Here is a 21,350-nt window from a genome sequence, read left to right as displayed (position 1 = left end):
TCGGTGGCGACGGGATGCAGCGATTGGTTTGGTATTGAGGCTTTAAGGAACCCTGTATGGCAACTTTACGCAATTGGAAAACGGCGGTGAGCACCGTCGGAATGCTGGCGTGGCTCAGCCTGCTGTCAGCGGGTGTCGCGGCGGCCTCCGCCGTGGATGCAAAAAAGGAGACGCCACATGCTGTGGTGGAAGAAGTGACTGGCGTCATGTTCGATACCGTCAAGGAATACAATGGGGGTGAAAACGATACGAAAGCCTATTACAAGGCTATTCAGGAGACTCTGGAGCCGGTGGTGGACTTTGAATTCATCGCCAAAGCCGTGATGGGCGAACACCGCAAAGAGGCTTCGGAAGAGCAGGTCGAGCGCTTCGTCGGGGTGTTCAAGAGGGGCCTGGTGGCCACCTATGCCAAGGGCATTGCCAACTACATCGACAGTGATATCGAGATCGAGTCGCCCAAAGGGGACCTGTCGGACAAGCGCCGCGTGAGCGTCGATCAGAAAGTGACCCATGAGGGTTCGACCTATCGCCTGTCCTACACCATGGCTCAGAACCGTCAGGGTGAATGGAAGTTGATCAACCTCGTGCTTGATGGGGTGAATCTCGGCCGTTCGTTCCGCAGTCAGTTCGGCCAGGCTGTGAAGAAACACGATGGCGACATCGATAAGGTGATCGACAATTGGCTCGACGAAATGTGACCTGAGCCGATGTCAGGCCTGCAATGCCGTCGCCGCAAGGTGGCGGCATTGTTGTTTGGCGGCACTGGTATTTGACCGGTGCGAGGGTTTTTGGGATGCGGTTGTAGCCTCATTAAGGTAAGATTCCGCTCTGGTTTTTACAATCTTGGATAGTCTATGCAACCCGAACAGATCAAAGCATTGGTTGAAGCTCAGGTTCCCGAAAGCGAAGTGGAGGTGGGCATTGATGGCAGTCATATCAACCTTTTGGTGGTCAGTCCGACCTTCCGCGGCATGAGCCCGGTGAAAAAGCAGCAACTGGTGTACTCGGCCCTGTCCGACAGTATTGCTCAGGGCACCATCCACGCGGTGCACATGAAAACCCTTACGCCGGAAGAGTGGCAGCAACAGCAATAAGTCCGCGTCTCCCTCAGACCGATGACTCACAAGTGACAATCTATGGATAAATTGATGATTCAGGGCGGGCCACCGCTCAATGGCGAGATTCGGATCTCCGGCTCCAAGAACTCGGCCCTACCGATTCTGGCGGCGACCCTTCTGGCCGATGGGCCGGTGCACGTGTGCAATATGCCGCACCTGAACGACATTACCACCATGCTGGCGTTGCTGCGCTGCATGGGAGTGGGCGTCACCATTGACGAGAAAATGTGCGTTGAGGTCGACCCTACCAGCATCAACGATTTGACCGCGCCCTATGAGTTGGTGAAAACCATGCGCGCCTCGATCCTGGTGCTGGGGCCGTTGCTGGCCCGGTTTGGGGAGGCCAATGTGTCCTTTCCCGGTGGCTGTGCCATCGGCAGCCGGCCGGTGGATATTCACCTGCGCGGCCTGGAGGCCATGGGCGCTGAAATCGATGTGGACGAAGGGTACATTCGCGCCCGCTGTACGGGACGCCTGAAAGGCGCCCACATCCTGATGGATACCGTCACAGTCGGTGGGACCGAAAACCTCCTGATGGCGGCCGCTCTGGCTGAAGGCACGACTGTTCTGGAAAACGCCGCCCGCGAGCCGGAAGTGGTGGATTTGGCCAACTGCCTGGTCACCATGGGCGCGAAGATCGAAGGCATCGGGTCCCCAACGCTGACCATCCACGGCGTTGAGCGACTGCACTCCTGCACCTACAGCGTGATGCCGGACCGGATCGAAACCGGCACTTATCTGGTGGCGGCGGCGACCACTCGGGGCCGGGTGCGTTTGAAGGACACGCGCGCGGATATCCTTGAAGCGGTCTTGCTTAAGCTCGAAGAGGCGGGTGCCCACCTGAGCTACGGTGAGGGTTGGATCGAGCTGGACATGAAAGGCAAGCGCCCCAAGGCGGTCAATTTGCGCACGGCGCCCTATCCGGCTTTCCCCACTGATATGCAGGCCCAGTTTACCGCCATGAACGCGGTGGCCGAGGGGTCGAGCTCGGTGACCGAGACCATTTTCGAGAACCGGCTGATTCAGGTCCACGAGCTGAACCGCATGGGAGCCAAGATCACGCTGGAAGGTAACACTGCGATGATTCAAGGGGTGGAGAAGTTAAAAGGCGCCCCCGTGATGGCGACCGACCTGCGCGCCTCCGCCAGTCTGGTAATCGCCGGGCTGGTGGCCGAGGGCGCTACGCTGGTGGATCGCATCTACCACATCGATCGCGGTTACGAGTGTATTGAGGAAAAACTGCAAATGCTGGGCGCCAATATTCGCCGAGTACCCAATTGAGTCAGACGCCCAACTGAGTTAGACGAAAGCCATGAGCCAGACATTGACCATTGCCCTGACCAAGGGCCGGATCCTGAAAGAAACGCTGCCCCTGTTGGCGGCGGCGGGTATTGAGCCGGCCGAGGATATCGATAAGAGCCGCAAGCTGGTGTTTGAAACCAACCGGGCGGAAGTCCGCCTGCTGGTGTTGCGTGGGGTGGACGTGCCCACCTACGTGCAGTTTGGTGCGGCCGATATGGGCATTTCCGGCAAGGATACGCTGATGGAAAACGGTGTCGATGGCCTGTATGAGCCGCTTGATCTCAACATTGCCCGTTGTCGGCTGATGACCGCCGCCATCAAGGGGGCGCCGCCGCGCCAGGGGCGTTTGAAGGTCGCGACCAAATACGTCAATGTCGCCAAGCAGTATTACGCCACCTGCGGTCGTCAGACTGACATCATCAAATTGTACGGCGCCATGGAACTGGCACCGATCATGAATCTGGCCGACGAAATCGTGGATATCGTGGACACCGGCAACACCTTGCGGGCTAACGGCCTGGAGCCGCGGGAACATATTGCCGATATCAGCTCCCGGTTGATTGTGAACAAGGCGTCCATGAAGATGAAGCACGTGCTGATCCAGTCCGTGATCGATGCGGTCGGTGCCGCCGTCGATGCCCGGCGCGAGCCCGAGAACGCCTGACGCGAGTCCGCTCGCTCTGTATTGTATGCAGTGAACCGTTGAGCCGCCGCCCTACGACAGTAAGAGATGAGTCATGTCTGAAAAAACGCCTTTAATCGCCCGTCTGGACGCCAGCAGTGCCGACTTCAATGCGCACCTGGACGATCTTCTCGCCTGGGACAGTGTGTCCGATTCCGACGTGGCCCGAGTGGTGAATGACATTCTGGAGGCGGTAAAACACCGGGGTGACGCCGCCGTGGTGGAGTACACCAATAAGCTTGATCGACGTGATGGCCAGACCCTGGCGGATTTTATGGTGCCAGAGGAGCAGTTGACCTCGGCGCTGGAGAGTCTGCCGGCTGAGCAACAGCAGGCCCTGCAGGTGGCGGCCGAACGGATTCGGACGTACCACGAGTATCAGCGCCAGCCCTCCTGGGACTTTACCGAAGAGGATGGAACCCGCTTGGGTCAGAAAGTCACCGCCATGGCGAGAGTGGGGCTGTACGTCCCCGGGGGCAAGGCTTCTTACCCCTCCTCGGTACTGATGAATGCAATCCCTGCCAAAGTGGCCGGGGTGGCCGAGTTGGTCATGGTGGTGCCGGCACCGGGCGGTGAGTTGAGCCCGATGGTGCTCGCCGCCGCCGCTGTCGCGGGTGTGGATAAGGTCGTCACCATCGGTGGGGCCCAGGCGATTGCTGCACTGGCCTATGGCACCGAGACCCTGCCCAAGGTCGACAAAATTGTCGGACCGGGGAATATTTACGTTGCCACCGCCAAGCGCGCCGTGTTCGGTCTGGTGGATATCGACATGATCGCCGGTCCCTCCGAAATTCTGGTGATCTGCGACGGTAAAACCGACCCGGACTGGATTGCCATGGACCTGTTCAGTCAGGCCGAACACGATGAGCAGGCCCAGTCGATTTTGGTCAGCCCGGATGGGGATTTTCTGGATAGAGTCGAAGCGGCCATGGAGCGCCTGTTGCCCACGCTTGAGCGTGAGCGCATCGCCCGAACCTCGTTGGCCAATCGCGGCGCCCTGATCAAGGTGGCGAGCATGGATCAGGCGCTGGCAGTCAGCAATCGAGTGGCGCCAGAGCACCTGGAGTTGTCTGTGGAGGATCCCGATGCTCTCCTGTCTCAGGTTGAGCACGCGGGTGCCATTTTTATGGGACGCCACACGCCGGAAGCCTTGGGGGACTACTGTGCCGGCCCCAATCACGTGTTGCCCACCTCCGGCACGGCCCGGTTCTCCTCGCCGCTGGGGGTCTACGATTTCCAGAAACGCAGTTCCATTATTTATTGCTCACCCGAGGGGGCGTCGAAGTTGGCGCGAACGGCGTCGGTGTTGGCGCGAGGAGAAGCGCTGGAGGCTCACGCCCGCTCTGCTGAGTACCGTTACCGGGATTGATGGCACGCTGCGCCGGTCCGGATAAAACTCACCTGCCATCACACAAAAAAGCCCGCGTCTGTGTGGGCTTTTTTGTGTGTGGCGTCGTTTTAGTGCAGGCGGCAGGCCTTAGCTGGTTGGTACGGGGCGCTCGGCGATGACGGTGCTCAGTTCCATGGATTCGCCGTTGCGGCGAATACTCAGTGTGACTTTGCTGCCGGGGGCAGTCGCCGCGATCTTGTCCATTCCCCGGCGACCATCGCCCACGTGTACGTCGTCAATATGTGTCAGGATGTCTCCGGGCCGAAGTCCGGCACGCTCCGCCGGGCTGTTGGGCATTACTTCTGTGACCAGAACCCCCCTGCTCTCGTCGCTGGCGGAACTCTGAACGCCGCCGGTCAGTGGCCGCACGGCGAGCCCGAGCCAGCCTCTCACAACCCGCCCGTGCTCGATAATCTGGCGCAACGCGTCCATGGCCGAGTCGGCCGGAATGGCGAAACTGATCCCGACATTGGTATTGCCCTCGCCCAGGATGGCGGTATTGATGCCCAGTAACTGACCGCTGGCATCAATCAGGGCGCCGCCGGAATTGCCCACGTTTACCGCCGCGTCGGTCTGAAGGAAGTTCTCGTACTCGCTCAGGTTGAGGTTGTAGCGCCCGGTGGCACTCAGGATGCCCTGGGTGACGGTCTGCCCCATCCCGAAGGGGTTGCCGATGGCCAGCACCACATCGCCAATTCTGGCCTGGGTCGGCTCTGGAACCGTGATGGCGGTCAGGTTGTCCAGCTCGATTTTCAAAACGGCCAGGTCGCTTTCCGGGTCGGTACCCACCAGTTCAGCCCGGGTTTCCCGGCCGTCGTAGAGCACCACCAGAATCTCTTCTGCGTTTTCAATCACATGTTCGTTAGTCAACAGGTAGCCGCTTTCATCGACGATAACCCCCGAGCCAAGAGCGGATTGCATGCGTTCCTGCTGTGGGCGGTCGGAGTTGCGAAAGAACCGGCGGAAATAGGGGTGATCCGCCAGTGGATGGCGCTGTTGTTCCCGCATCTTCTGGGTGTAGATGCTCACTACGGCGGGGGCGGCCCGATCGACCGCATCGGCATAGGAGCTGACCTGTGCCTGTCGGGATGCTGGCGTCTGCGAGCTTGACGTGTTGCCGGGGGGGCGCAGCTCGGGGAACGCCATCAGCGCAATGAGTGCAATCAATAGCCCGGTGGCGACCGGCCAGCCCAGTGACTGGATCAGGCGTCTTGCGCTCATTATGAATCTCCGCGGCGGTTTCTGTTATTGGATGAGCCCCGTCACGTAGACAGGGGCGCCTTGGGGGCCGGTTAGCGGTTCCGCTGAGCTGAGGCTTCGGACTCCGGAGCTTCCGGATCGTTGTCCGACTGCTCGTCCGCCGCATAGGGCCTCGTGGTCCCGAAGTGGTGGTAGGGTGATTCGTAATCGGTCTCCTCGTGCAGACCATATTCCTCACTGAGCTGGCCGGTTCCGTTTTTGGGGGCCCAGTCGCGGGGCGCCTCGATGTGCTCTTCGCTCAAGTAGGTCTTTTCGCTGCCGAGCAACTGGGTGTTGGCGGACTCAAGGATCTGGCGGCTCAATGCGGGGGTCGTCAGCTTGAGCGCGCTGTTGGCCAGATGTTCGTACACATCGCGGTAACTCTGGGTCAGGTTGTTGACCAGGTCGGAGGTCCGGGCGAAGTGCTCGGCGACGTCCTGTTGATAACGTTTGAGCTCGTCCTCGGCGCGCTGCACCCGCTCTTCCAGCTCGCGATTCTGGCCGCCCGGGCCTACCAGCTTAAACAGAACCGCGCCCAGGGCGGCGCCGCCCAGAAGGCAAAGGAGTGCGGTGATGATCAGGGTGCCGAATGAAAACACAAATTTCTCCTCTCGGTGTATGCCGTTCTATGGCTCAATGAATCGCTCCGTTGCTCGATCAATCAAGGGATGGCCTGCAAATAACGAGCGCTCGCGCTATTATACGGCCTTTTGCCGTTTGGGGCGTGGTTACGCCCAATGGTTTCCGCTTTTTTTCCAGCGGCATAAATTCGACCGGGACTTTCTGTCCGGCGTTGCGCCGCCGGTATTGGCAACTGAGGTATCTGTGACTGTATTTTCGCAAACCGAGACTGCAATTACCATCGATGGCCCGGCGGGAGTGCTCGAGGCCCGTTCCCAGGGCGGCAATCCCGACGGAGTCTTGGCGGGCGCCGGTCGAATCGCGCTGATCTGCCATCCTCATCCCCAGCATGGCGGGACCATGGATAACAAGGTGGTATCGACTCTGGTGCGGGTGTATCGCGAGCTCGGCGTCGATACGGTACGTTTCAATTTCCGCGGGGTCGGAAAGAGCGAAGGGCAGTTTGATCGAGCGGTGGGGGAAGTGGACGATCTGCTCGCGGTTCAGTCCTGGGCGATTGCCCAGCGCCCAAAAGCCAGGCAGTTGCTTGCCGGTTTCTCATTCGGGTCGGCAGTGGCCGCTGCGGCCGTCTATCGAGCCGTGGCGGCGGTCGAGCATCTGACGCTCGTCGCGCCCCCGGTGGAGCGCTACGCCTATGATCGCGACGGCCATTTCCCGTGCCCGGTGTGTGTGGTTCAAGGCGGCGCCGATGATGTGGTCGTGCCCGAAGGCGTATTCCGATGGTATGAGCACCACCTGGCCTCCTCTCGCCGGCTTTTGCGCTACGACGATGCGGGGCATTTCTTTCACGGCCGCCTGACCGGACTCAAGCGCGACCTGATGGCCGTGATCCCCGAGCAGCTGGAGGCGCAAGCCTGATGTTGGATACCTCTGCCGGCCCCCAAGCGCGTTACCAGCGCGATCTGCAGCGCCCCGACTTTGTCCGGGACCCGGCCCAGGCGCGAGTGGTGGCTGAGCTCCAGGATGTGTACGAGCGATTGCTGGTCGAACCCGACGGCACGAATGCGTTGGCCGAGTGGTGGCGTCGCCTGCGCAAGACGCCGAAAACCCCGGTGACCGGGTTGTACATCTGGGGTGGTGTGGGCCGCGGCAAGACCTATCTGATGGACAATTTCTACGAAAGTCTGCCGTTCGAGCGCAAGTTGCGGGCGCACTTTCATCGGTTCATGCGCCGGGTCCACGCTGAACTGCGGCAACTGGATGGCCAGAAGAACCCCCTCGAACAGGTGGCCGACCGGATTGCCGGGGAGGCCAGGGTACTGTGTTTTGACGAATTCTTTGTCTCCGACATTACCGATGCCATGCTGCTGGGAACCCTGATGCAGGCGCTGTTCCGGCGCGGCGTCACCCTGGTGGCGACTTCCAATATTGAGCCGGATGGTCTTTACAGAGACGGCCTTCAACGCGCCCGGTTTCTCCCCGCTATCGACCAGATCAAACGCCATACCCGTGTTACCGAGCTCGACAGCGACAATGACTTTCGTCTGCGCGCCCTGGAGCAGGCCGAGCTGTACCATACCCCGTTAGACGAAGCGGCGGACGACAGTCTGATGGCCAGTTTCAAAAGCCTGGTGCCCGCGGAAGGCGAGATCTGCTCCGACCAGGCGTTGGAGGTGGAGGGGCGGCGGTTGCATGCCCGCTACCTGGGGGAGGATGTTGTCTGGTTTGAGTTTACCGCTCTGTGCGACGGCCCACGTTCCCAGAATGATTATATTGAGCTGGCGCGGGAGTACCACGCCGTGGTGCTGAGCAATGTGCCGGCTTTGGGTCGGAACAACGAAGATCAGGCCCGGCGCTTTATCAATCTCGTGGACGAGTTTTACGATCGGCGGGTCAAGCTGGTAATATCCGCGGCCAAGCCGTTAACAGCGCTGTACGGCGAGGGCCGGTTGGCCTTTGAATTCCAGCGTACCGTCAGTCGCCTGCTGGAGATGCAAAGCCACGACTATCTGGCCCAGCCGCATAAGCCCTGACAGGGCCTCCGAGGGACATCGACTGGCGAAAAATCACCCTGATCCCCCTTGAAAACCGGGCGGGACTTCTATAGTATTCGCGCTCTTTTTGTGGGAAGCACCTCCTGAGGCAGGAAATAACATGAAGACTTACAGTGCTAAACCTGAAACCGTCTCTCGCGACTGGTTCGTCGTTGACGCAGAGGGCAAAACTCTGGGCCGTATGGCCGCAGAGATTGCCAGTCGTCTGCGCGGCAAGCACAAGCCCGAGTACACCCCCCATGTGGACACGGGCGACTATATTGTCGTGATCAACGCCGAGAAAGTACGTGTGACCGGTAAGAAGGCCAGAGACAAGATCTACTATCATCACACCGGTTATATCGGCGGCATCAAGTCCATCAGCTTCGAAAAGTTGATCGACAAGGCCCCCGAGCGCACCATCCAGACCGCCGTCAAGGGCATGCTGCCCCGCGGGCCGCTGGGTCGCGCCATGTTCAAAAAACTCAAGGTCTACGCGGGTAATGAGCATCCTCATACCGCGCAGCAGCCTCAAGAACTGACTATCTAACCGGGAAGCTGATTATGGCAGTTACTCAATATTACGGTACCGGTCGCCGCAAGACCTCCACCGCCCGGGTGTTCATTGCCCAGGGTAACGGCGTTATCACGGTCAACGGCCGTCCGCTGGACCAGTATTTTGGTCGTGAAGTGGCTCGTATGATCGTGCGTCAGCCGCTGGAAAACGTGGAAATGACCGAAAATTTCGATGTGCAGGTCACCGTCAAAGGTGGCGGTAGCTTCGGCCAGGCCGGCGCTATCCGTCACGGCCTGACTCGCGCCTTGATGCAGTACGATGAAGCGCTGCGTGGTTCTCTGCGTGAAGCTGGCTACGTGACTCGCGATTCTCGCGCCGTTGAGCGTAAGAAAGTGGGTCTGCGCAAAGCCCGTAAGCGTCCGCAATACTCCAAGCGTTAATGGGAGTGGCCTCTCTCCACCCGGTGGAAGAGGCGCGGCACCTCCGAGCGAAAACGCCCAGGCCGTCTGCTGGCCCGGGCGTTTTTTTATGTCCGTTTACCCGATTGGCAGGCTACCCCAAAGTCCGGGGAGTGGCTTATTGTTGTAAGCGGCGCGCAATTTCTTTAAGATTGGCCATTTTTTGAGTATCAATAACATCATTCTAAATCGTTGAATTTCAGTGATTTACTGGCCGTCGGAAGCTGTTAGGGGAGAAGATCGTCATGACCGATGACGTTGTCAATAAAACGCGCCGCCGCGTGTTGACAGCAGCCACCTCTGTGGTGGGTGCTGTCGGCGTCGTGGGTGCCGCCGTTCCTTTCGTGGGGTCCTGGAATCCCAGTGCCAAGGCTAAGGCCGCCGGCGCACCGGTTCGGGCCAATATCGGCAAGATGGAGCCCGGGCAAATGATCACCGTCGAGTGGCGGGGGAAACCGGTCTATATCGTGCGCCGTACTGAAGAGGCTCTCGAGGGGCTGGAACTGGTGCGCGACGTTTTGCGTGACCCCACCTCGCAGGCGCCACAGCAGCCGGAGTACGCTCAGAACGCCACTCGCTCGATCAAGCCCGAATATCTGGTGCTTTTGGGTCTTTGTACCCATTTGGGTTGTGCCCCTCTGTTTCGCCCTGAAGTTGGTATTGCCGACCTCGGAGGCGAAAACTGGCAGGGCGGGTTCTTCTGCCCTTGTCACGGGTCCAAATTCGATATGGCCGGTCGTGTTTATCAGGGTGTTCCCGCCCCGCTGAACCTCCAGGTACCGCCGCATCATTACGAGACTGAGAGCCTGATAGTTATAGGTGAGGATCCGGAGGCAAGCGCATGAATTGGTTAACAGGATTGTGGCAGTGGGTCGACCAGCGCCTCCCGGTACAGCGGGCCTGGGATACCCACATGGGCAAATACTATGCGCCCAAAAACTTCAACTTCTGGTACTTTTTTGGGGTACTTTCCCTTCTGGTGCTGGTCAACCAACTGTTGACCGGCATCTGGCTTACCATGAACTACACACCGACCGCCGAGGGCGCTTTCGCCTCGGTCGAGTACATCATGCGTGATGTTGAATACGGTTGGATCCTGCGGTACCTGCATTCCACGGGGGCTTCCGCCTTCTTTGTGGTTGTCTACCTGCATATGTTCCGTGGCCTGATGTATGGCTCCTATAAAGCGCCGCGTGAGCTGGTTTGGATCTTCGGTATGACCATCTACGTGGTGCTGATGGCGGAAGCCTTCATGGGCTACGTATTGCCCTGGGGGCAAATGTCCTATTGGGGGGCTCAGGTCATCGTCTCGCTGTTTGGCGCGATACCCGGTATCGGGGATGAACTGGTCACCTGGATTCGAGGGGACTACCTGATTTCAGGCATTACCCTGAACCGCTTCTTCGCCTTACATGTGGTGGCGTTGCCGATCGTGTTGTTGGGACTGGTGGTTCTACACATTTTGGCGTTGCACGAAGTGGGCTCCAACAACCCCGACGGCGTCGATATCAAGAAAGTCAAAGACGAAAACGGTATTCCCAAAGATGGGGTACAGTTTCACCCCTACTACACCGTGCACGATCTGGTGGGTGTAACGGTCTTTTTGTTCGCTTTCTGTTTCGTTCTGTTCTTTATGCCCGAAATGGGCGGGTTTTTCCTCGAGTACGCCAACTTTGAGGAAGCCAATAACCTGAAGACGCCCGCGCATATTGCGCCAGTGTGGTATTTCACACCGTTTTACGCCATTTTGCGGGCAATCACCATTGAGATAGGCCCCCTTAACGCGAAGTTTCTGGGGCTCGTAGCGATGGGGGCAGCCATTGCTATCCTCTTTGTCCTGCCATGGCTGGATCGGGCAAACGCCAAATCCCTGCGGTTCAAGGGGCATATTCCCCGCGTCATGCTCATGGTGTTTGCCGCTATGTTTGTCGTACTGGGATACTTGGGTGTGCAATCCCCGACGGCGGGGCGCACTCTGCTGGCTCAGATCTGCACTGCCTTTTATTTTGCCTACTTCATTACCATGCCGATCTGGACCAGCAATCGGGCGCCGGAAGACCGCTCGGGCTTGGCATCGATCATTGCTATAGCCGTTTGCTGGGTCTTTGCGCTGTTGTTCTTGGCACTGGCTTTCTCTGGAATTACCGATGAAAACGTGGACATTCCGGTTTTCCTCAGGTTGTTCGGTATAGCCTTGGCTGGCGTCTTTGCCGTGCTGCCCTGGCTGGCCAGACGTGATAGCGAAAGCCCTGTGCCGGAGCGTGTGCAGGCGAAAGGCCTACCGTTGCGGTTGGTTCTGGGCGGGTTGGCACTCTTCGCTATCCTGGTTGTGGTTCCAATCAAAGCGGTGGGTGCCGAAGGTGGCGCCTGTGGCTCTATCCCCTGCGATGTGATGGAGCCTGACTTGAGCAACAAAGCGTCGTTGCAGCGTGGAGCCAAGTATTTCGTCAACTATTGCATGGGGTGCCACTCGGCCAAGTTTTCTCGCTACGGGCGGGTAGCGGAAGATCTGGGTATTCCCGAGGAGGTTGCCCGGGAGCGGCTGATTTTCGGCGAGCAGGCGATCGGTGAGCTGATGACCACCGCCATGAGTGAGGAGCAGGGCAAGCAATGGTTCGGCGTTCAACCGCCGGACCTGACATTGGTAGCTCGCTCGCGTAGCCCGGAGTGGCTCTATACCTATCTGCGCAACTTCTACAAAGACGAGAGCCGTCCGTTTGGCGTGAACAACCGCGTCTTTGAGAATGTGGGCATGCCTCATGTGATGGTCGAGCTACAGGGGTTGATGGAGTGTTCCGCCGGCCCTGAGCGTGACAGCCACGGTCATATTGTGCGCGATGGCGCTGGAAACCCGGTGATCGATGAAGAGTGTGGTAGTCTGGAGCCTGGAGAAATTGAGGGCAGTATGACTCAAGAGGAGTTCGATCAGGCCATCTACGACCTGGTGAACTTCCTGGAGTATTTGGGTGAGCCCGCGGCGATGGATCGCGAGCGCATCGGTGTGTTCGTGCTGCTATTCCTGTCTGTGCTGTTTGTTTTCGTGTACCTGCTCAATCGCGAGTACTGGAAAGGAATTCACTAGGACTGGGTAACCGTGGGGCGCCTTCCGGCGCCCCGGTTTGATCTCTGGGGAGGTATTTACCAATGGGTGTGGTGACCAAACGCTCATCCATGACTCTTTTTTCCGACGGCCGGGACCATTACAGCCATCGGGTAAGGATAGTGCTTGCGGAAAAAGGGGTGTCGGCCGATGTGATCGATGTCGACCCCAAACACAAACCCCAGGAACTGGCGGAGCTGAATCCCTACAATAATCTGCCCACGCTGGTGGATCGCGACCTGGCGCTGTATGAGTCCAAGGTCATCATGGAATACCTGGATGAGCGGTTTCCGCATCCGCCGTTGTTGCCGGTGTACCCCGTGGCCCGAGCCCAGAGCCGGCTCTGGATGTACCGTCTGGAACGCGACTGGGCTCCCTTGGTGGACACCATCCTCTATAGCAAGAGCAAGGAGACGGTGACCAAGGCCCGTAAAGCGCTTCGCGAGAGCCTTTTGGCAATCTCGCCGATCTTCGCGGAAATGCCCTTTTTCATGAGTGAGGAGTTCACGATTGTGGACTGCTGCCTGGCTCCGATATTGTGGCGCCTGCCGATGCTCGAGATTGAGCTGGGGAAAGGCCGTCAGGCCGAGCCGTTGCTCGTCTATCAAAAGCGGCTATTCGCCCGTGAGGGCTTTATCAAAAGCCTGACTGAAATCGAACGGGATATGCAGGCCCGTTAAGCCCCATACTCACACTTTGCACTCCTGGGGAAATCCCACGCAGTTACGAGGGGAGACCATCTTATGGCAATGACCTCCAGCAGGCCCTATATGATCCGCGCGCTCTATGAGTGGATCGTCGATAATGGCTGTACCCCCTATATCTTGGTGGATGCCCAGGCGCCGGGGGTTGAGGTGCCACAGCAGCATGTCAATAAGGACGGCCAGATCGTCCTCAATATCAATCCCACGGCCGTCAAGGACCTGTTTATCGGGCTGGAGCAAATCAACTTCAATGCCCGTTTTGGGGGTATCCCCACGGACTTGCTGATTCCGTGCCCGGCGGTACTTGGCATCTATGCCCGAGAAAACGGCCAGGGCATGGTGTTTGAGCCGGAGCCCAACCCGGAACCCCCGAAGCCAGAGCCTGATTCCGGAAAGAAAACAGCGCAGAAAGAAGGGGCGAAACGGCCCAATCTGAAGGTGGTAAAATAGCCATCAATTTATAACTGAAATTGATTAACAGATTTTGGTTATTGCGAATACTTCTTTGCGGGCCGCGTCTGACTGCTGGATACTGTGCGTATAGCCTAATAACAAGCAGTAACAGGAGTATGGTGGTATGGCGATGTTGCAACACACCCTGGGTATCTTTACCAACCCCGATCGCGAGTGGCAGCGTATCCGCAGCGATAACGAATCTTTCCTCAAAGTGTACCTCCGACATGTGCCGCTTTTGGCGTTAATTCCCTGTATCGCGGCCTATTTCGGCGTGACCGAGGTGGGCTGGAGTGTGGGTAACGGCGGGGTGGTCCGTTTGACCAGCGAGAGCGCGCTGCTGATGTGCATTGCGACCTACATCGCGCAATTGGTGGCGGTGTATGTGTTGGGCGAATACATCAACTGGATGTCCCGTAGTTTTGGGGTGGCGGATGAGGCCAATCGCCGCCATTACGAGGGCACGGCGCTCGCGGTTTACTCGGCGATTCCGATGATGCTGGCGGGTGTGGTGCTCGTCTATCCCCAGTTGTGGCTGGTGGTGTCAGTGTACATTCTGGCGGCCTGCTACTCGGTATACCTCATTTACGAAGGTATCCCCATTCTGATGAACATCCCCAAAGAGCGGGGCTTCATCTATGCGAGTTCGGTGATCACCGTCGGTCTGGTACTCGCTGTGGTGGTGATGGTCTCCACCGTCATCGTCTGGAGTTCTGGCGCTGGTCCCGTCTATATCAGTTAGGTCCTCGGGCCGGAATAACGTGATGATTTTCAAAAGGCGGCCCATGGGCCGCCTTTTGCATGTTGGGGCTGGTCATTTATTGCGAAAAGGTGACAGATTTATGGCAGGTCTGTCACATAGTTGTCATATTGGGTCGGTAGAGTGCGCCTCAGGTGGGGATGACCCAAATCCGGGCACCCAATTCACTGAACCAGAGGAGCGCTCTATGAACGCTATCAAATTCTTCAAAGGTCTGGCTCTGGCCGGCTCCATGGTGTGTGCCGCGGCCACTCAGGCTCAAACCGAAGTGGACCCGAATCTACCCGACTACGAGGCGGTATCCGGCGTTTCCGGCAACGTCACCAGTATCGGCTCCGATACCCTGAACAACCTGATGACACTCTGGGCAGAAGAGTTCGCCAAGTTCTACCCCAACGTCAATATCCAGATTCAGGGCGCGGGCTCATCAACGGCTCCGCCTGCTTTGACGCAGGGCACCGCCAACTTCGGCCCCATGAGCCGCGAAATGAAATCCTCCGAGATTCGCGCGTTCGAGCAGGCTCAAGGTTACAAACCCACGGCGGTTCCTGTGGCGGTCGACGTTCTGGCGGTTTACGTCAACAAAGACAACCCGATCAAAGGTCTGACGCTTCCACAGGTTGATGCCATGTTTTCCGTCACCCGGCGCTGTGGCTACCCGGAAGATATCACCCGCTGGGGCCAGGTCGGCCTGGAAGGTGATTGGGCCAACCGCGATATCGCGCTGTACAGTCGCAATGCGGTATCGGGTACCTATGGATACTTCAAAGAGCACGCGCTGTGCGGGGGCGATTATAAGCCGGGCATCAACGAACAACCGGGCTCAGCTTCCGTCGTCCAGGGTGTCAGCGAGAGCCGCAATGCCATCGGCTACTCTGGTATCGGCTACAACACCTCCAGTGTTCGCGCTGTGCCCCTGGCACGCGAGGACGGGCAGGACTTCGCCGCTCCCAACGCGGAGAACGCGTCCAACGGTTCCTATCCGTTGTCTCGTTTCCTGTATATCTATGTCAATAAGCACCCCAATCGGCCGCTGGCCCCAATGCAGGCGGAATTCCTGAAAATGGTGCTTTCCAAGCAGGGGCAGGAAGTGGTTGTGCGGGACGGCTATATTCCGCTGCCCGCTAGCGTTGTCGAGCGCGTGTATAAAGAGTTGGAGCTGTAAACGACCGGCCGCGAGCGGCTCCGTCTAAGACGTTCAGGTATTAGAAAGGGAGATACCGGCCAACCGACGTGTTTTCAGGGAAGAGCCGGCAGAGGGGCACCGCCATCAGGTGGGGTGCCCCTTTGTCATATGGTTGTCACAAAAGTGTCATCTTACGCTGTTAGGATGCACGCGCTTTCGTCAGAGTCCTCTTTGTGAGCGCTCTGATTGAGATTCTCCGGCCCAGGATTGATGCACTATGTCAGAGCGACAGTCTAACGATCAGGCTCGCGCCAGCTTGATGCCCAATGCCGAGCAGCGCGCCCGTCTGCGCAAGGTTCGGCGATTCAAGGATGGTCTCTCCCGTTACGGCGTCGGTACCGCAGGACTGATGGTTGTAGCGTCATTGGCGCTGATTTTTCTGTACCTTTTCTCCGAAGTGGCCCCTCTGCTGCGAGGTAGCAGTATTGAGGTGACCGCAGACTATCCCTTTGGTCTTTCCGAAAGTGACGACCGGTCCCGCCATCTTGTGCTTGAACGTTACGAGAAAATGGGGGCGACGTTCAATGACTCCGGTGAAATACAGTTCTTCAATGTAGATTCGGGCCAGGTGCTGGCCTCGTTTGAAGCGCCTGGCTCAGACCGTCTGGTGGTCAGTGCAGTCGGGCACAGCGTGCCCAGTGACAGGTTGGTGGCTTACGGTTTCGCCAACGGCCAAGCCTCTGTGGTGCGCGAGAATTACGAACTCAGTTACCCCAACGATCAGCGGCTGGTGACCCCGGACCTTGAGTACCCCTTGGGCGAAGAGCCGGTAGTGCTCGACGAGAATGGTCAGGCGATTACCGATCTGAGCGTGCAGAATACAGATATGGGTGTCGTGCTGGCGGGGGTTGCGAAAGACGGACGCCTGGTGATGGGACGGTTCCGCATGAGCCAGAGCCTGTTTGGTGGCAGCGGCTCTGTGAGCGCCACTCGCTTCAGTTTGCCTCCACTTCCGGGTGGGGCTGAGGTTCAGGACCTTCTGGTGGACGACTCGGGCCGCTTTTTGATCGTTGCGGATGACAAGGCCCAGTTGCATTTCTACGATGTCGAAGTGCCAAGCAATGCCCATCTGCTGGAAACCGTTCCGACCGAACGGGGCCAAGTCACCGCCATGGAGTTCCTGGTTGGCACGCTCTCTGTGATTGTGGGAACGGAAACCGGCTCCGTCAGCCAGTGGTACCTGATCCGTGACGATAGCAACCGCTTTCACCTGACACCGGTCAGGGATTTTGAGTCCTTGTCCGGGCCGGTGACCGCTATTGCCCCGGAGTACACCCGCAAAGGCTTTGCCGCCGGCGACGCCCGGGGTCAGGTTGGTCTTTTTTACGGCACATCCTCCGACACTCTGATTATCAAATCCATCGCCGATAGAGCTATTGAGCAATTGGCGCTCTCGCCGATCAACGGTCGAATGTTGGCTCTCGATGACCAGCAGCGGTTGTACATTGCTGATGTGTGGAACAAGCACCCCGAGGTGTCGTTCAGTTCGATGTGGCAGAAAGTCTGGTACGAAGGACGCCAGCAACCGGAGTACGTCTGGCAGGCTTCGGGTTCCTCGGATTCCTTTGAACCGAAAATGAGCCTGGTGCCGCTCTCCATCGGTACGCTCAAGGCAGCTTTTTTCGCGATGCTGTTCGCCATACCCTTGGGCGTAATGGGGGCGGTGTACACCGCTTACTTCATGACGCCCAAGCTGCGCGGTGTAGTGAAACCGACCATTGAAATCATGGAAGCATTGCCCACGGTAATTCTCGGTTTTCTCGCGGGTCTGTGGTTGGCGCCCTTTCTGGAAAACCATCTGCCTGCGGTCTTCAGCATTCTGATCATGTTGCCGGTCACCATGTTGGTGGTGGGGTTGCTCTGGAGTCGGCTGCCGTCGAGCATTCGCAACAGCGTCTCCGAGGGATGGGAGGCGGCCATCCTGGTCATTCCACTGATTATGATTGGGTGGGGTTGCGTGGCGCTCAGTCCTTACATTGAAATATGGTTTTTTGACGGCAGCATGCGACAGTGGTTGACCAACCACAACATCGACTATGACCAGCGCAATGCCCTTGTGGTGGGACTGGCGATGGGCTTTGCGGTGATTCCCACCATTTTCTCTATCGCCGAGGATGCCGTTTTCAATGTGCCGCGCCACTTGACTCAGGGGTCCCTGGCATTGGGGGCGACCCGCTGGCAGACCGTCATGGGTGTCGTGCTACCAACGGCCAGTCCGGGTATTTTTTCTGCCGTGATGATGGGTTTCGGTCGTGCGGTCGGGGAAACCATGATTGTGTTGATGGCGACCGGTAACAGTCCGGTTCTGAACTTCAATATCTTCGAGGGCATGCGTACGCTCTCGGCCAATATCGCCGTGGAATTGCCGGAAACGGCCATTGACAGCACCCACTTCCGGGTCCTGTTTTTGGCGGCGCTGGTGCTGTTGTCGCTGACCTTCCTGGTCAACACCCTCGCAGAAGTGATTCGCCAGCGTTTACGCAAACGCTATAGCAATCTGTAACGATTCGGGAGCCTGATTGATGAAAGCCTGGTTTAAAAGCGGTGCCCCCTGGGTCTGGCTCAACGGCGGCGCAGTTGCACTGTGTATGATTATGGTGGTGGGCCTTCTGGGTCTGATTGCCGTGCGCGGTTTCGGCCACTTCTGGCCAGCGGATATTCTCAAAACCACTGTCGTTAACGAATCCGGTGGGTCGGAAGCGGTGCTGGGCGAGCTGGTCCGTAAAGAAGTCATTTCCGCAGAAGTGGCGCGTACGAACGGTTATGCCGTGAACGGTGATGTCAAACTGGTGACCCGCTATTTGATCAAAGAGGGTAACCGGGACCTGGGAGCCGACTTCAGTTGGTACCTCGACGTCGGCATGGGCGAGTGGAGCTACCCCGAAAACGCCATGATGATCGAACGGCGCGAATGGGGCAATTTCTATGGCTTCCCGGTGGCCCTCAACGAACAGGGCGAGCAAGTCACTCGTGTTGGTAAGGCCGGCTTCTGGGAGGAGTTGCATCAACGGGTTGAGCGCAGTGTGGAATTGCACCATCGGATCAACCACATGGAAGAGGTGGAAATTGGTGGAGTGAACCACGAGCTCGAGCGGTTGCGACTCGACGAGCGACGCTTGGAGCTCGAAGGCGTATCCGGCCAGGAATTGGCTGAAGCGCAGGCGCGTATCGCCGAGAAACGGGAGATGCTCAACGCCCAGTATGTCGAAATCAAACAGGAACGCGATGCCCTCTATAGGCAGTTGGAGCGCGACAGCCTTGATGTGGTAACTGTTGATGGTGTTGAGCGAACCATTGGAATGGACAACATCGTTCGCGTGACCCGTCCGAATCAGTTGGGTTTGCTCGGGAAGTTTGGTCACTACTTGGAGCGCTTCTGGGAGTTTCTAACGGACGAACCCCGGGAGGCCAACACCGAGGGCGGCATTTTCCCTGCCATTTTCGGTACCGTGACCATGGTTCTGGTCATGTCCATCATGGTGACACCTCTGGGTGTGCTTGCCGCTATTTACCTGCGTGAGTATGCCCATCAGGGCACTTTCCTGAAGCTGATACGCATTTCCGTTTACAACCTGGCCGGTGTGCCCTCCATCGTGTATGGCGTGTTTGGTCTGGGCTTTTTTGTCTATTTTCTTGGCGGGAATATCGATGAGCTGTTCTTCCCGGCGTCACTGCCAGCGCCCACCTTTGGTACACCGGGCTTGTTTTGGGCATCGCTCACCTTGGCGCTTCTGACCCTGCCGGTGGTGATCGTCTCGACCGAAGAGGGGCTGGCTCGAATTCCCAGCACGATTCGCCAGGGTAGCCTTGCGCTGGGCGCGACCAAGTCCGAGACTCTTTGGAAGGTAGTCGTGCCCTTGGCTACGCCGGGCATGATGACCGGGCTGATTCTCGCCATTGCCCGCGCGGCGGGGGAAGTGGCCCCGCTGATGTTGGTCGGGGTTGTGAAGTTGGCTCCGAGCCTGCCGGTTGACGGCAACTACCCCTACCTGCATCTGGACCAGAAAATCATGCACCTTGGTTTTCATATTTACGATGTCGGCTTCCAGAGCCCGAATGTGGAAGCCGCCCGCCCGCTGGTTTATGCCACGGCGCTGACGTTGGTGATGTTGATTATTGTATTGAACCTGGCAGCGATCAAAATTCGCAACAGTCTGCGGGAAAAGTACCGCAGCGCCTCGGATTGATAGCGGGAGCGAACCATGCTAGAAGAGACCACCAAACGAAACCATGAAACGGCACCGGCCAGCTCCGCTGATGCAGCGGTGGCCGCCGCGCCCCGACCGCAGACACAGGGTAACCCCATGGCAATGGAAGACGAGTCAATCAAGCTCGAAATCAATAACCTGAATCTTTTCTACGGCAAAGACCAGGCACTGAAAAACATCAACCTGAAAATTCCGGAAAAGAAAGTAACGGCGTTTATCGGCCCGTCCGGGTGTGGCAAGTCCACCTTGTTGCGTTGCTTCAACCGGATGAACGATCTGGTGGACAGCTGTCGCATTGAGGGGAAGTTGCTGATGGACGGCAACAACATCTACGATAAGAAGGTGGATGTGGCCGAGTTGCGTCGACAGGTCGGTATGGTGTTTCAGAAACCCAACCCCTTTCCGAAATCCATTTATGAAAATGTGGCTTATGGTCTGCGGCTCCAGGGCGTGAAATCCCGTCGCGTTCTGGATGAGGTGGTTGAGAAATCCTTGCGCGGCGCCGCTTTGTGGGAAGAGGTGAAAGATCGTCTGCACGACAACGCCTTCGGTCTTTCCGGCGGTCAGCAGCAGCGTCTGGTTATCGCGCGCGCCATCGCCATCGAGCCCGAGGTCATTCTGCTGGATGAGCCGGCTTCCGCTCTGGATCCGATCTCGACGCTCAAAATCGAGGAGCTGATCTACGAGCTGAAGAATCATTACACTATTGTGATAGTCACCCACAATATGCAGCAGGCGGCCCGGGTTTCGGACTATACTGCGTTCATGTATATGGGGGATCTGGTTGAGTTCGGTGATACCGATTCGTTGTTCACCAACCCGACCAACAAGCAAACTGAAGATTACATCACCGGTCGTTACGGCTAGGAGGGTTGTTCATTATGGTTATGGATATCAAGTCCCACACGCACCATATTTCACAGCAATACAACCTGGAGCTTGATGAGATCAAAACCAAGCTCTCGGAAATGGGCGGCCTGGCGCAGCGGCAGGTCAATGACGCGATTCAATCGCTGATTGATGCGGACTCCGAAACCGCTGAGCGGGTGGTCCGGGATGACGACGATGTCAACGATATGGAAGTGGACATTGATGAAGACTGTATCCGAATCTTGGCCCGGCGACAGCCTGCGGCAAGCGACTTGCGCTTGGTGATTGCCGTGACCAAGGCGATCACCGACCTGGAGCGTGTGGGTGATGAAGCCAGCAAAATTGCACGGCAGGCGCTCGCGCTGAGCGGTGAAGGCTCCAGCGCGCCGCGCGGTTATGTCGAGGTGCGCCACATTGGTGGGCACGTCTCGCGTATGTTGAGCGATGCCCTGGATGCCTTTGCCCGCCTTGATATCGAGCTGGCATTGCGGGTGGTGCAGACCGACAGAACGGTCGACATGGAATACAACTCCGCCATGCGCGAGATGATTACGTTCATGATCGAAGACCCTCGTTCGATCACTCGCGCGCTGAACATTATGTGGAGTTTGCGCGCCCTTGAACGTATTGGGGACCACGCACGCAACCTGGCGCAATACGTCGTGTACTTGGTGAAAGGCGAGGACGTCCGGCACGAGACTTACGACGAAATCCAGGAGCAGATTCAGGACGACAAAGCAGACTAGCC

The 21,350-nt window shown here is 58.0% G+C and carries 21 protein-coding genes; 19 read left to right on the top strand and 2 right to left on the bottom strand.

Translation table 11 applies throughout. The features are described 5' to 3' along the window. The first annotated feature begins 56 nt into the window (after positions 1 to 56). From G547_RS0109170 to hisD, 5 genes are all read left to right on the top strand, one after another. Entirely contained in the window at positions 57 to 698 is a 642-nt protein-coding gene (locus G547_RS0109170) for an MlaC/ttg2D family ABC transporter substrate-binding protein (RefSeq protein ID WP_051235140.1), read from the top strand. Between the two features lie 156 nt (positions 699 to 854). Then, positions 855 to 1,094: a BolA family protein gene (locus tag G547_RS0109165; RefSeq protein WP_027329604.1), complete on the top strand. Its 240-nt coding sequence runs from the start codon at positions 855 to 857 to the stop codon at positions 1,092 to 1,094. 42 nt (positions 1,095 to 1,136) lie between these two features. Further along, positions 1,137 to 2,399, top strand: coding sequence for a UDP-N-acetylglucosamine 1-carboxyvinyltransferase (gene murA / locus G547_RS0109160; protein ID WP_027329603.1), 1,263 nt, complete (start codon positions 1,137 to 1,139; stop codon positions 2,397 to 2,399). Between the two features lie 31 nt (positions 2,400 to 2,430). Next, on the top strand, positions 2,431 to 3,084 hold the full coding sequence (hisG, locus tag G547_RS0109155; RefSeq protein WP_027329602.1) for an ATP phosphoribosyltransferase: 654 nt from the start codon (positions 2,431 to 2,433) through the stop codon (positions 3,082 to 3,084). 73 nt (positions 3,085 to 3,157) lie between these two features. Beyond that, positions 3,158 to 4,471, top strand: a complete 1,314-nt coding sequence (gene hisD / locus G547_RS0109150) for a histidinol dehydrogenase (RefSeq protein WP_027329601.1) — start codon at positions 3,158 to 3,160, stop codon at positions 4,469 to 4,471. 108 nt (positions 4,472 to 4,579) lie between these two features. Here the strand turns inward: hisD and G547_RS0109145 are convergent, their stop codons facing one another. Beyond that, positions 4,580 to 5,716, bottom strand: coding sequence for a trypsin-like peptidase domain-containing protein (locus tag G547_RS0109145; RefSeq protein WP_027329600.1), 1,137 nt, complete (start codon positions 5,714 to 5,716; stop codon positions 4,580 to 4,582). A 68-nt stretch (positions 5,717 to 5,784) separates the two neighbouring features. Next, positions 5,785 to 6,330 carry a Z-ring associated ZapG family protein gene (locus tag G547_RS20800; protein ID WP_051235137.1) on the bottom strand — a complete coding sequence of 182 codons (546 nt, stop codon included), beginning with the start codon at positions 6,328 to 6,330 and terminating at the stop codon, positions 5,785 to 5,787. Positions 6,331 to 6,556: 226 nt separating this feature from the next. Here G547_RS20800 and G547_RS0109135 point away from each other — a divergent pair, with 226 nt between their 5' ends. From G547_RS0109135 to phoU, 14 genes are all read left to right on the top strand, one after another. Then, positions 6,557 to 7,231, top strand: a complete 675-nt coding sequence (locus tag G547_RS0109135; RefSeq protein WP_027329599.1) for an alpha/beta hydrolase — start codon at positions 6,557 to 6,559, stop codon at positions 7,229 to 7,231. Further along, entirely contained in the window at positions 7,231 to 8,346 is a 1,116-nt protein-coding gene (zapE, locus tag G547_RS0109130) for a cell division protein ZapE (RefSeq protein ID WP_036187854.1), read from the top strand. Before G547_RS0109135 ends, zapE begins: the two co-directional genes overlap by 1 nt. 121 nt (positions 8,347 to 8,467) lie before the next feature. Beyond that, the gene (rplM, locus tag G547_RS0109125; protein WP_027329597.1) at positions 8,468 to 8,896 is read left to right on the top strand and encodes a 50S ribosomal protein L13; all 429 of its coding nucleotides are present in this window, start codon (positions 8,468 to 8,470) and stop codon (positions 8,894 to 8,896) included. Between the two features lie 14 nt (positions 8,897 to 8,910). Beyond that, entirely contained in the window at positions 8,911 to 9,303 is a 393-nt protein-coding gene (gene rpsI / locus G547_RS0109120; RefSeq protein ID WP_027329596.1) for a 30S ribosomal protein S9, read from the top strand. Positions 9,304 to 9,566: 263 nt separating this feature from the next. Next, positions 9,567 to 10,166: a ubiquinol-cytochrome c reductase iron-sulfur subunit gene (petA, locus tag G547_RS0109115; RefSeq protein ID WP_027329595.1), complete on the top strand. Its 600-nt coding sequence runs from the start codon at positions 9,567 to 9,569 to the stop codon at positions 10,164 to 10,166. Continuing rightward, a complete protein-coding gene (locus G547_RS0109110) occupies positions 10,163 to 12,403 on the top strand; it encodes a ubiquinol-cytochrome c reductase (RefSeq protein ID WP_027329594.1) in 2,241 nt (746 codons plus the stop codon). The genes petA and G547_RS0109110 overlap by 4 nt, the downstream gene beginning before the upstream one ends. Before the next feature lie 62 nt (positions 12,404 to 12,465). Then, positions 12,466 to 13,101, top strand: coding sequence for a glutathione S-transferase N-terminal domain-containing protein (locus G547_RS0109105; protein ID WP_027329593.1), 636 nt, complete (start codon positions 12,466 to 12,468; stop codon positions 13,099 to 13,101). Positions 13,102 to 13,164: 63 nt separating this feature from the next. Continuing rightward, positions 13,165 to 13,575 carry a ClpXP protease specificity-enhancing factor gene (locus G547_RS0109100; RefSeq protein WP_027329592.1) on the top strand — a complete coding sequence of 137 codons (411 nt, stop codon included), beginning with the start codon at positions 13,165 to 13,167 and terminating at the stop codon, positions 13,573 to 13,575. 127 nt (positions 13,576 to 13,702) lie between these two features. Continuing rightward, positions 13,703 to 14,320, top strand: a complete 618-nt coding sequence (locus tag G547_RS0109095) for a Yip1 family protein (RefSeq protein ID WP_027329591.1) — start codon at positions 13,703 to 13,705, stop codon at positions 14,318 to 14,320. A 205-nt stretch (positions 14,321 to 14,525) separates the two neighbouring features. Continuing rightward, positions 14,526 to 15,503: a PstS family phosphate ABC transporter substrate-binding protein gene (locus tag G547_RS0109090; protein WP_027329590.1), complete on the top strand. Its 978-nt coding sequence runs from the start codon at positions 14,526 to 14,528 to the stop codon at positions 15,501 to 15,503. Between the two features lie 238 nt (positions 15,504 to 15,741). Further along, positions 15,742 to 18,027, top strand: a complete 2,286-nt coding sequence (locus G547_RS0109085) for an ABC transporter permease subunit (protein ID WP_027329589.1) — start codon at positions 15,742 to 15,744, stop codon at positions 18,025 to 18,027. 19 nt (positions 18,028 to 18,046) lie between these two features. Next, a complete protein-coding gene (gene pstA / locus G547_RS0109080; RefSeq protein ID WP_027329588.1) occupies positions 18,047 to 19,711 on the top strand; it encodes a phosphate ABC transporter permease PstA in 1,665 nt (554 codons plus the stop codon). A 123-nt stretch (positions 19,712 to 19,834) separates the two neighbouring features. Beyond that, entirely contained in the window at positions 19,835 to 20,599 is a 765-nt protein-coding gene (gene pstB / locus G547_RS0109075) for a phosphate ABC transporter ATP-binding protein PstB (protein WP_425411495.1), read from the top strand. A 20-nt stretch (positions 20,600 to 20,619) separates the two neighbouring features. Next, positions 20,620 to 21,348, top strand: a complete 729-nt coding sequence (gene phoU, locus G547_RS0109070) for a phosphate signaling complex protein PhoU (protein WP_027329586.1) — start codon at positions 20,620 to 20,622, stop codon at positions 21,346 to 21,348. Positions 21,349 to 21,350: the final 2 nt, after the last annotated feature.

Origin of the sequence: Marinimicrobium agarilyticum DSM 16975, from assembly GCF_000423345.1 — a bacterium.
In the GTDB taxonomy this organism is placed as follows: domain Bacteria; phylum Pseudomonadota; class Gammaproteobacteria; order Pseudomonadales; family Cellvibrionaceae; genus Marinimicrobium; species Marinimicrobium agarilyticum.
The sequence above is the reverse complement of the archived record's forward strand: the minus strand, read 5'-3'. Positions and strand labels throughout refer to the sequence as shown.

Excerpts from the sequence above, each read along its gene's own strand:
- G547_RS0109170 (WP_051235140.1), top strand. The coding sequence starts at position 57 with ATGGCAACTTTACGCAATTGGAAAACGGCGGTGAGCACCGTCGGAATG.
- G547_RS0109165 (WP_027329604.1), top strand. The coding sequence starts at position 855 with ATGCAACCCGAACAGATCAAAGCATTGGTTGAAGCTCAGGTTCCCGAA.
- murA (WP_027329603.1), top strand. The coding sequence starts at position 1,137 with ATGGATAAATTGATGATTCAGGGCGGGCCACCGCTCAATGGCGAGATT.
- hisG (WP_027329602.1), top strand. The coding sequence starts at position 2,431 with ATGAGCCAGACATTGACCATTGCCCTGACCAAGGGCCGGATCCTGAAA.
- hisD (WP_027329601.1), top strand. The coding sequence starts at position 3,158 with ATGTCTGAAAAAACGCCTTTAATCGCCCGTCTGGACGCCAGCAGTGCC.
- zapE (WP_036187854.1), top strand. The coding sequence starts at position 7,231 with ATGTTGGATACCTCTGCCGGCCCCCAAGCGCGTTACCAGCGCGATCTG.
- rplM (WP_027329597.1), top strand. The coding sequence starts at position 8,468 with ATGAAGACTTACAGTGCTAAACCTGAAACCGTCTCTCGCGACTGGTTC.
- rpsI (WP_027329596.1), top strand. The coding sequence starts at position 8,911 with ATGGCAGTTACTCAATATTACGGTACCGGTCGCCGCAAGACCTCCACC.
- petA (WP_027329595.1), top strand. The coding sequence starts at position 9,567 with ATGACCGATGACGTTGTCAATAAAACGCGCCGCCGCGTGTTGACAGCA.
- G547_RS0109110 (WP_027329594.1), top strand. The coding sequence starts at position 10,163 with ATGAATTGGTTAACAGGATTGTGGCAGTGGGTCGACCAGCGCCTCCCG.
- G547_RS0109105 (WP_027329593.1), top strand. The coding sequence starts at position 12,466 with ATGGGTGTGGTGACCAAACGCTCATCCATGACTCTTTTTTCCGACGGC.
- G547_RS0109100 (WP_027329592.1), top strand. The coding sequence starts at position 13,165 with ATGGCAATGACCTCCAGCAGGCCCTATATGATCCGCGCGCTCTATGAG.
- G547_RS0109095 (WP_027329591.1), top strand. The coding sequence starts at position 13,703 with ATGGCGATGTTGCAACACACCCTGGGTATCTTTACCAACCCCGATCGC.
- G547_RS0109090 (WP_027329590.1), top strand. The coding sequence starts at position 14,526 with ATGAACGCTATCAAATTCTTCAAAGGTCTGGCTCTGGCCGGCTCCATG.
- G547_RS0109085 (WP_027329589.1), top strand. The coding sequence starts at position 15,742 with ATGTCAGAGCGACAGTCTAACGATCAGGCTCGCGCCAGCTTGATGCCC.
- pstA (WP_027329588.1), top strand. The coding sequence starts at position 18,047 with ATGAAAGCCTGGTTTAAAAGCGGTGCCCCCTGGGTCTGGCTCAACGGC.
- pstB (WP_425411495.1), top strand. The coding sequence starts at position 19,835 with ATGGAAGACGAGTCAATCAAGCTCGAAATCAATAACCTGAATCTTTTC.
- phoU (WP_027329586.1), top strand. The coding sequence starts at position 20,620 with ATGGATATCAAGTCCCACACGCACCATATTTCACAGCAATACAACCTG.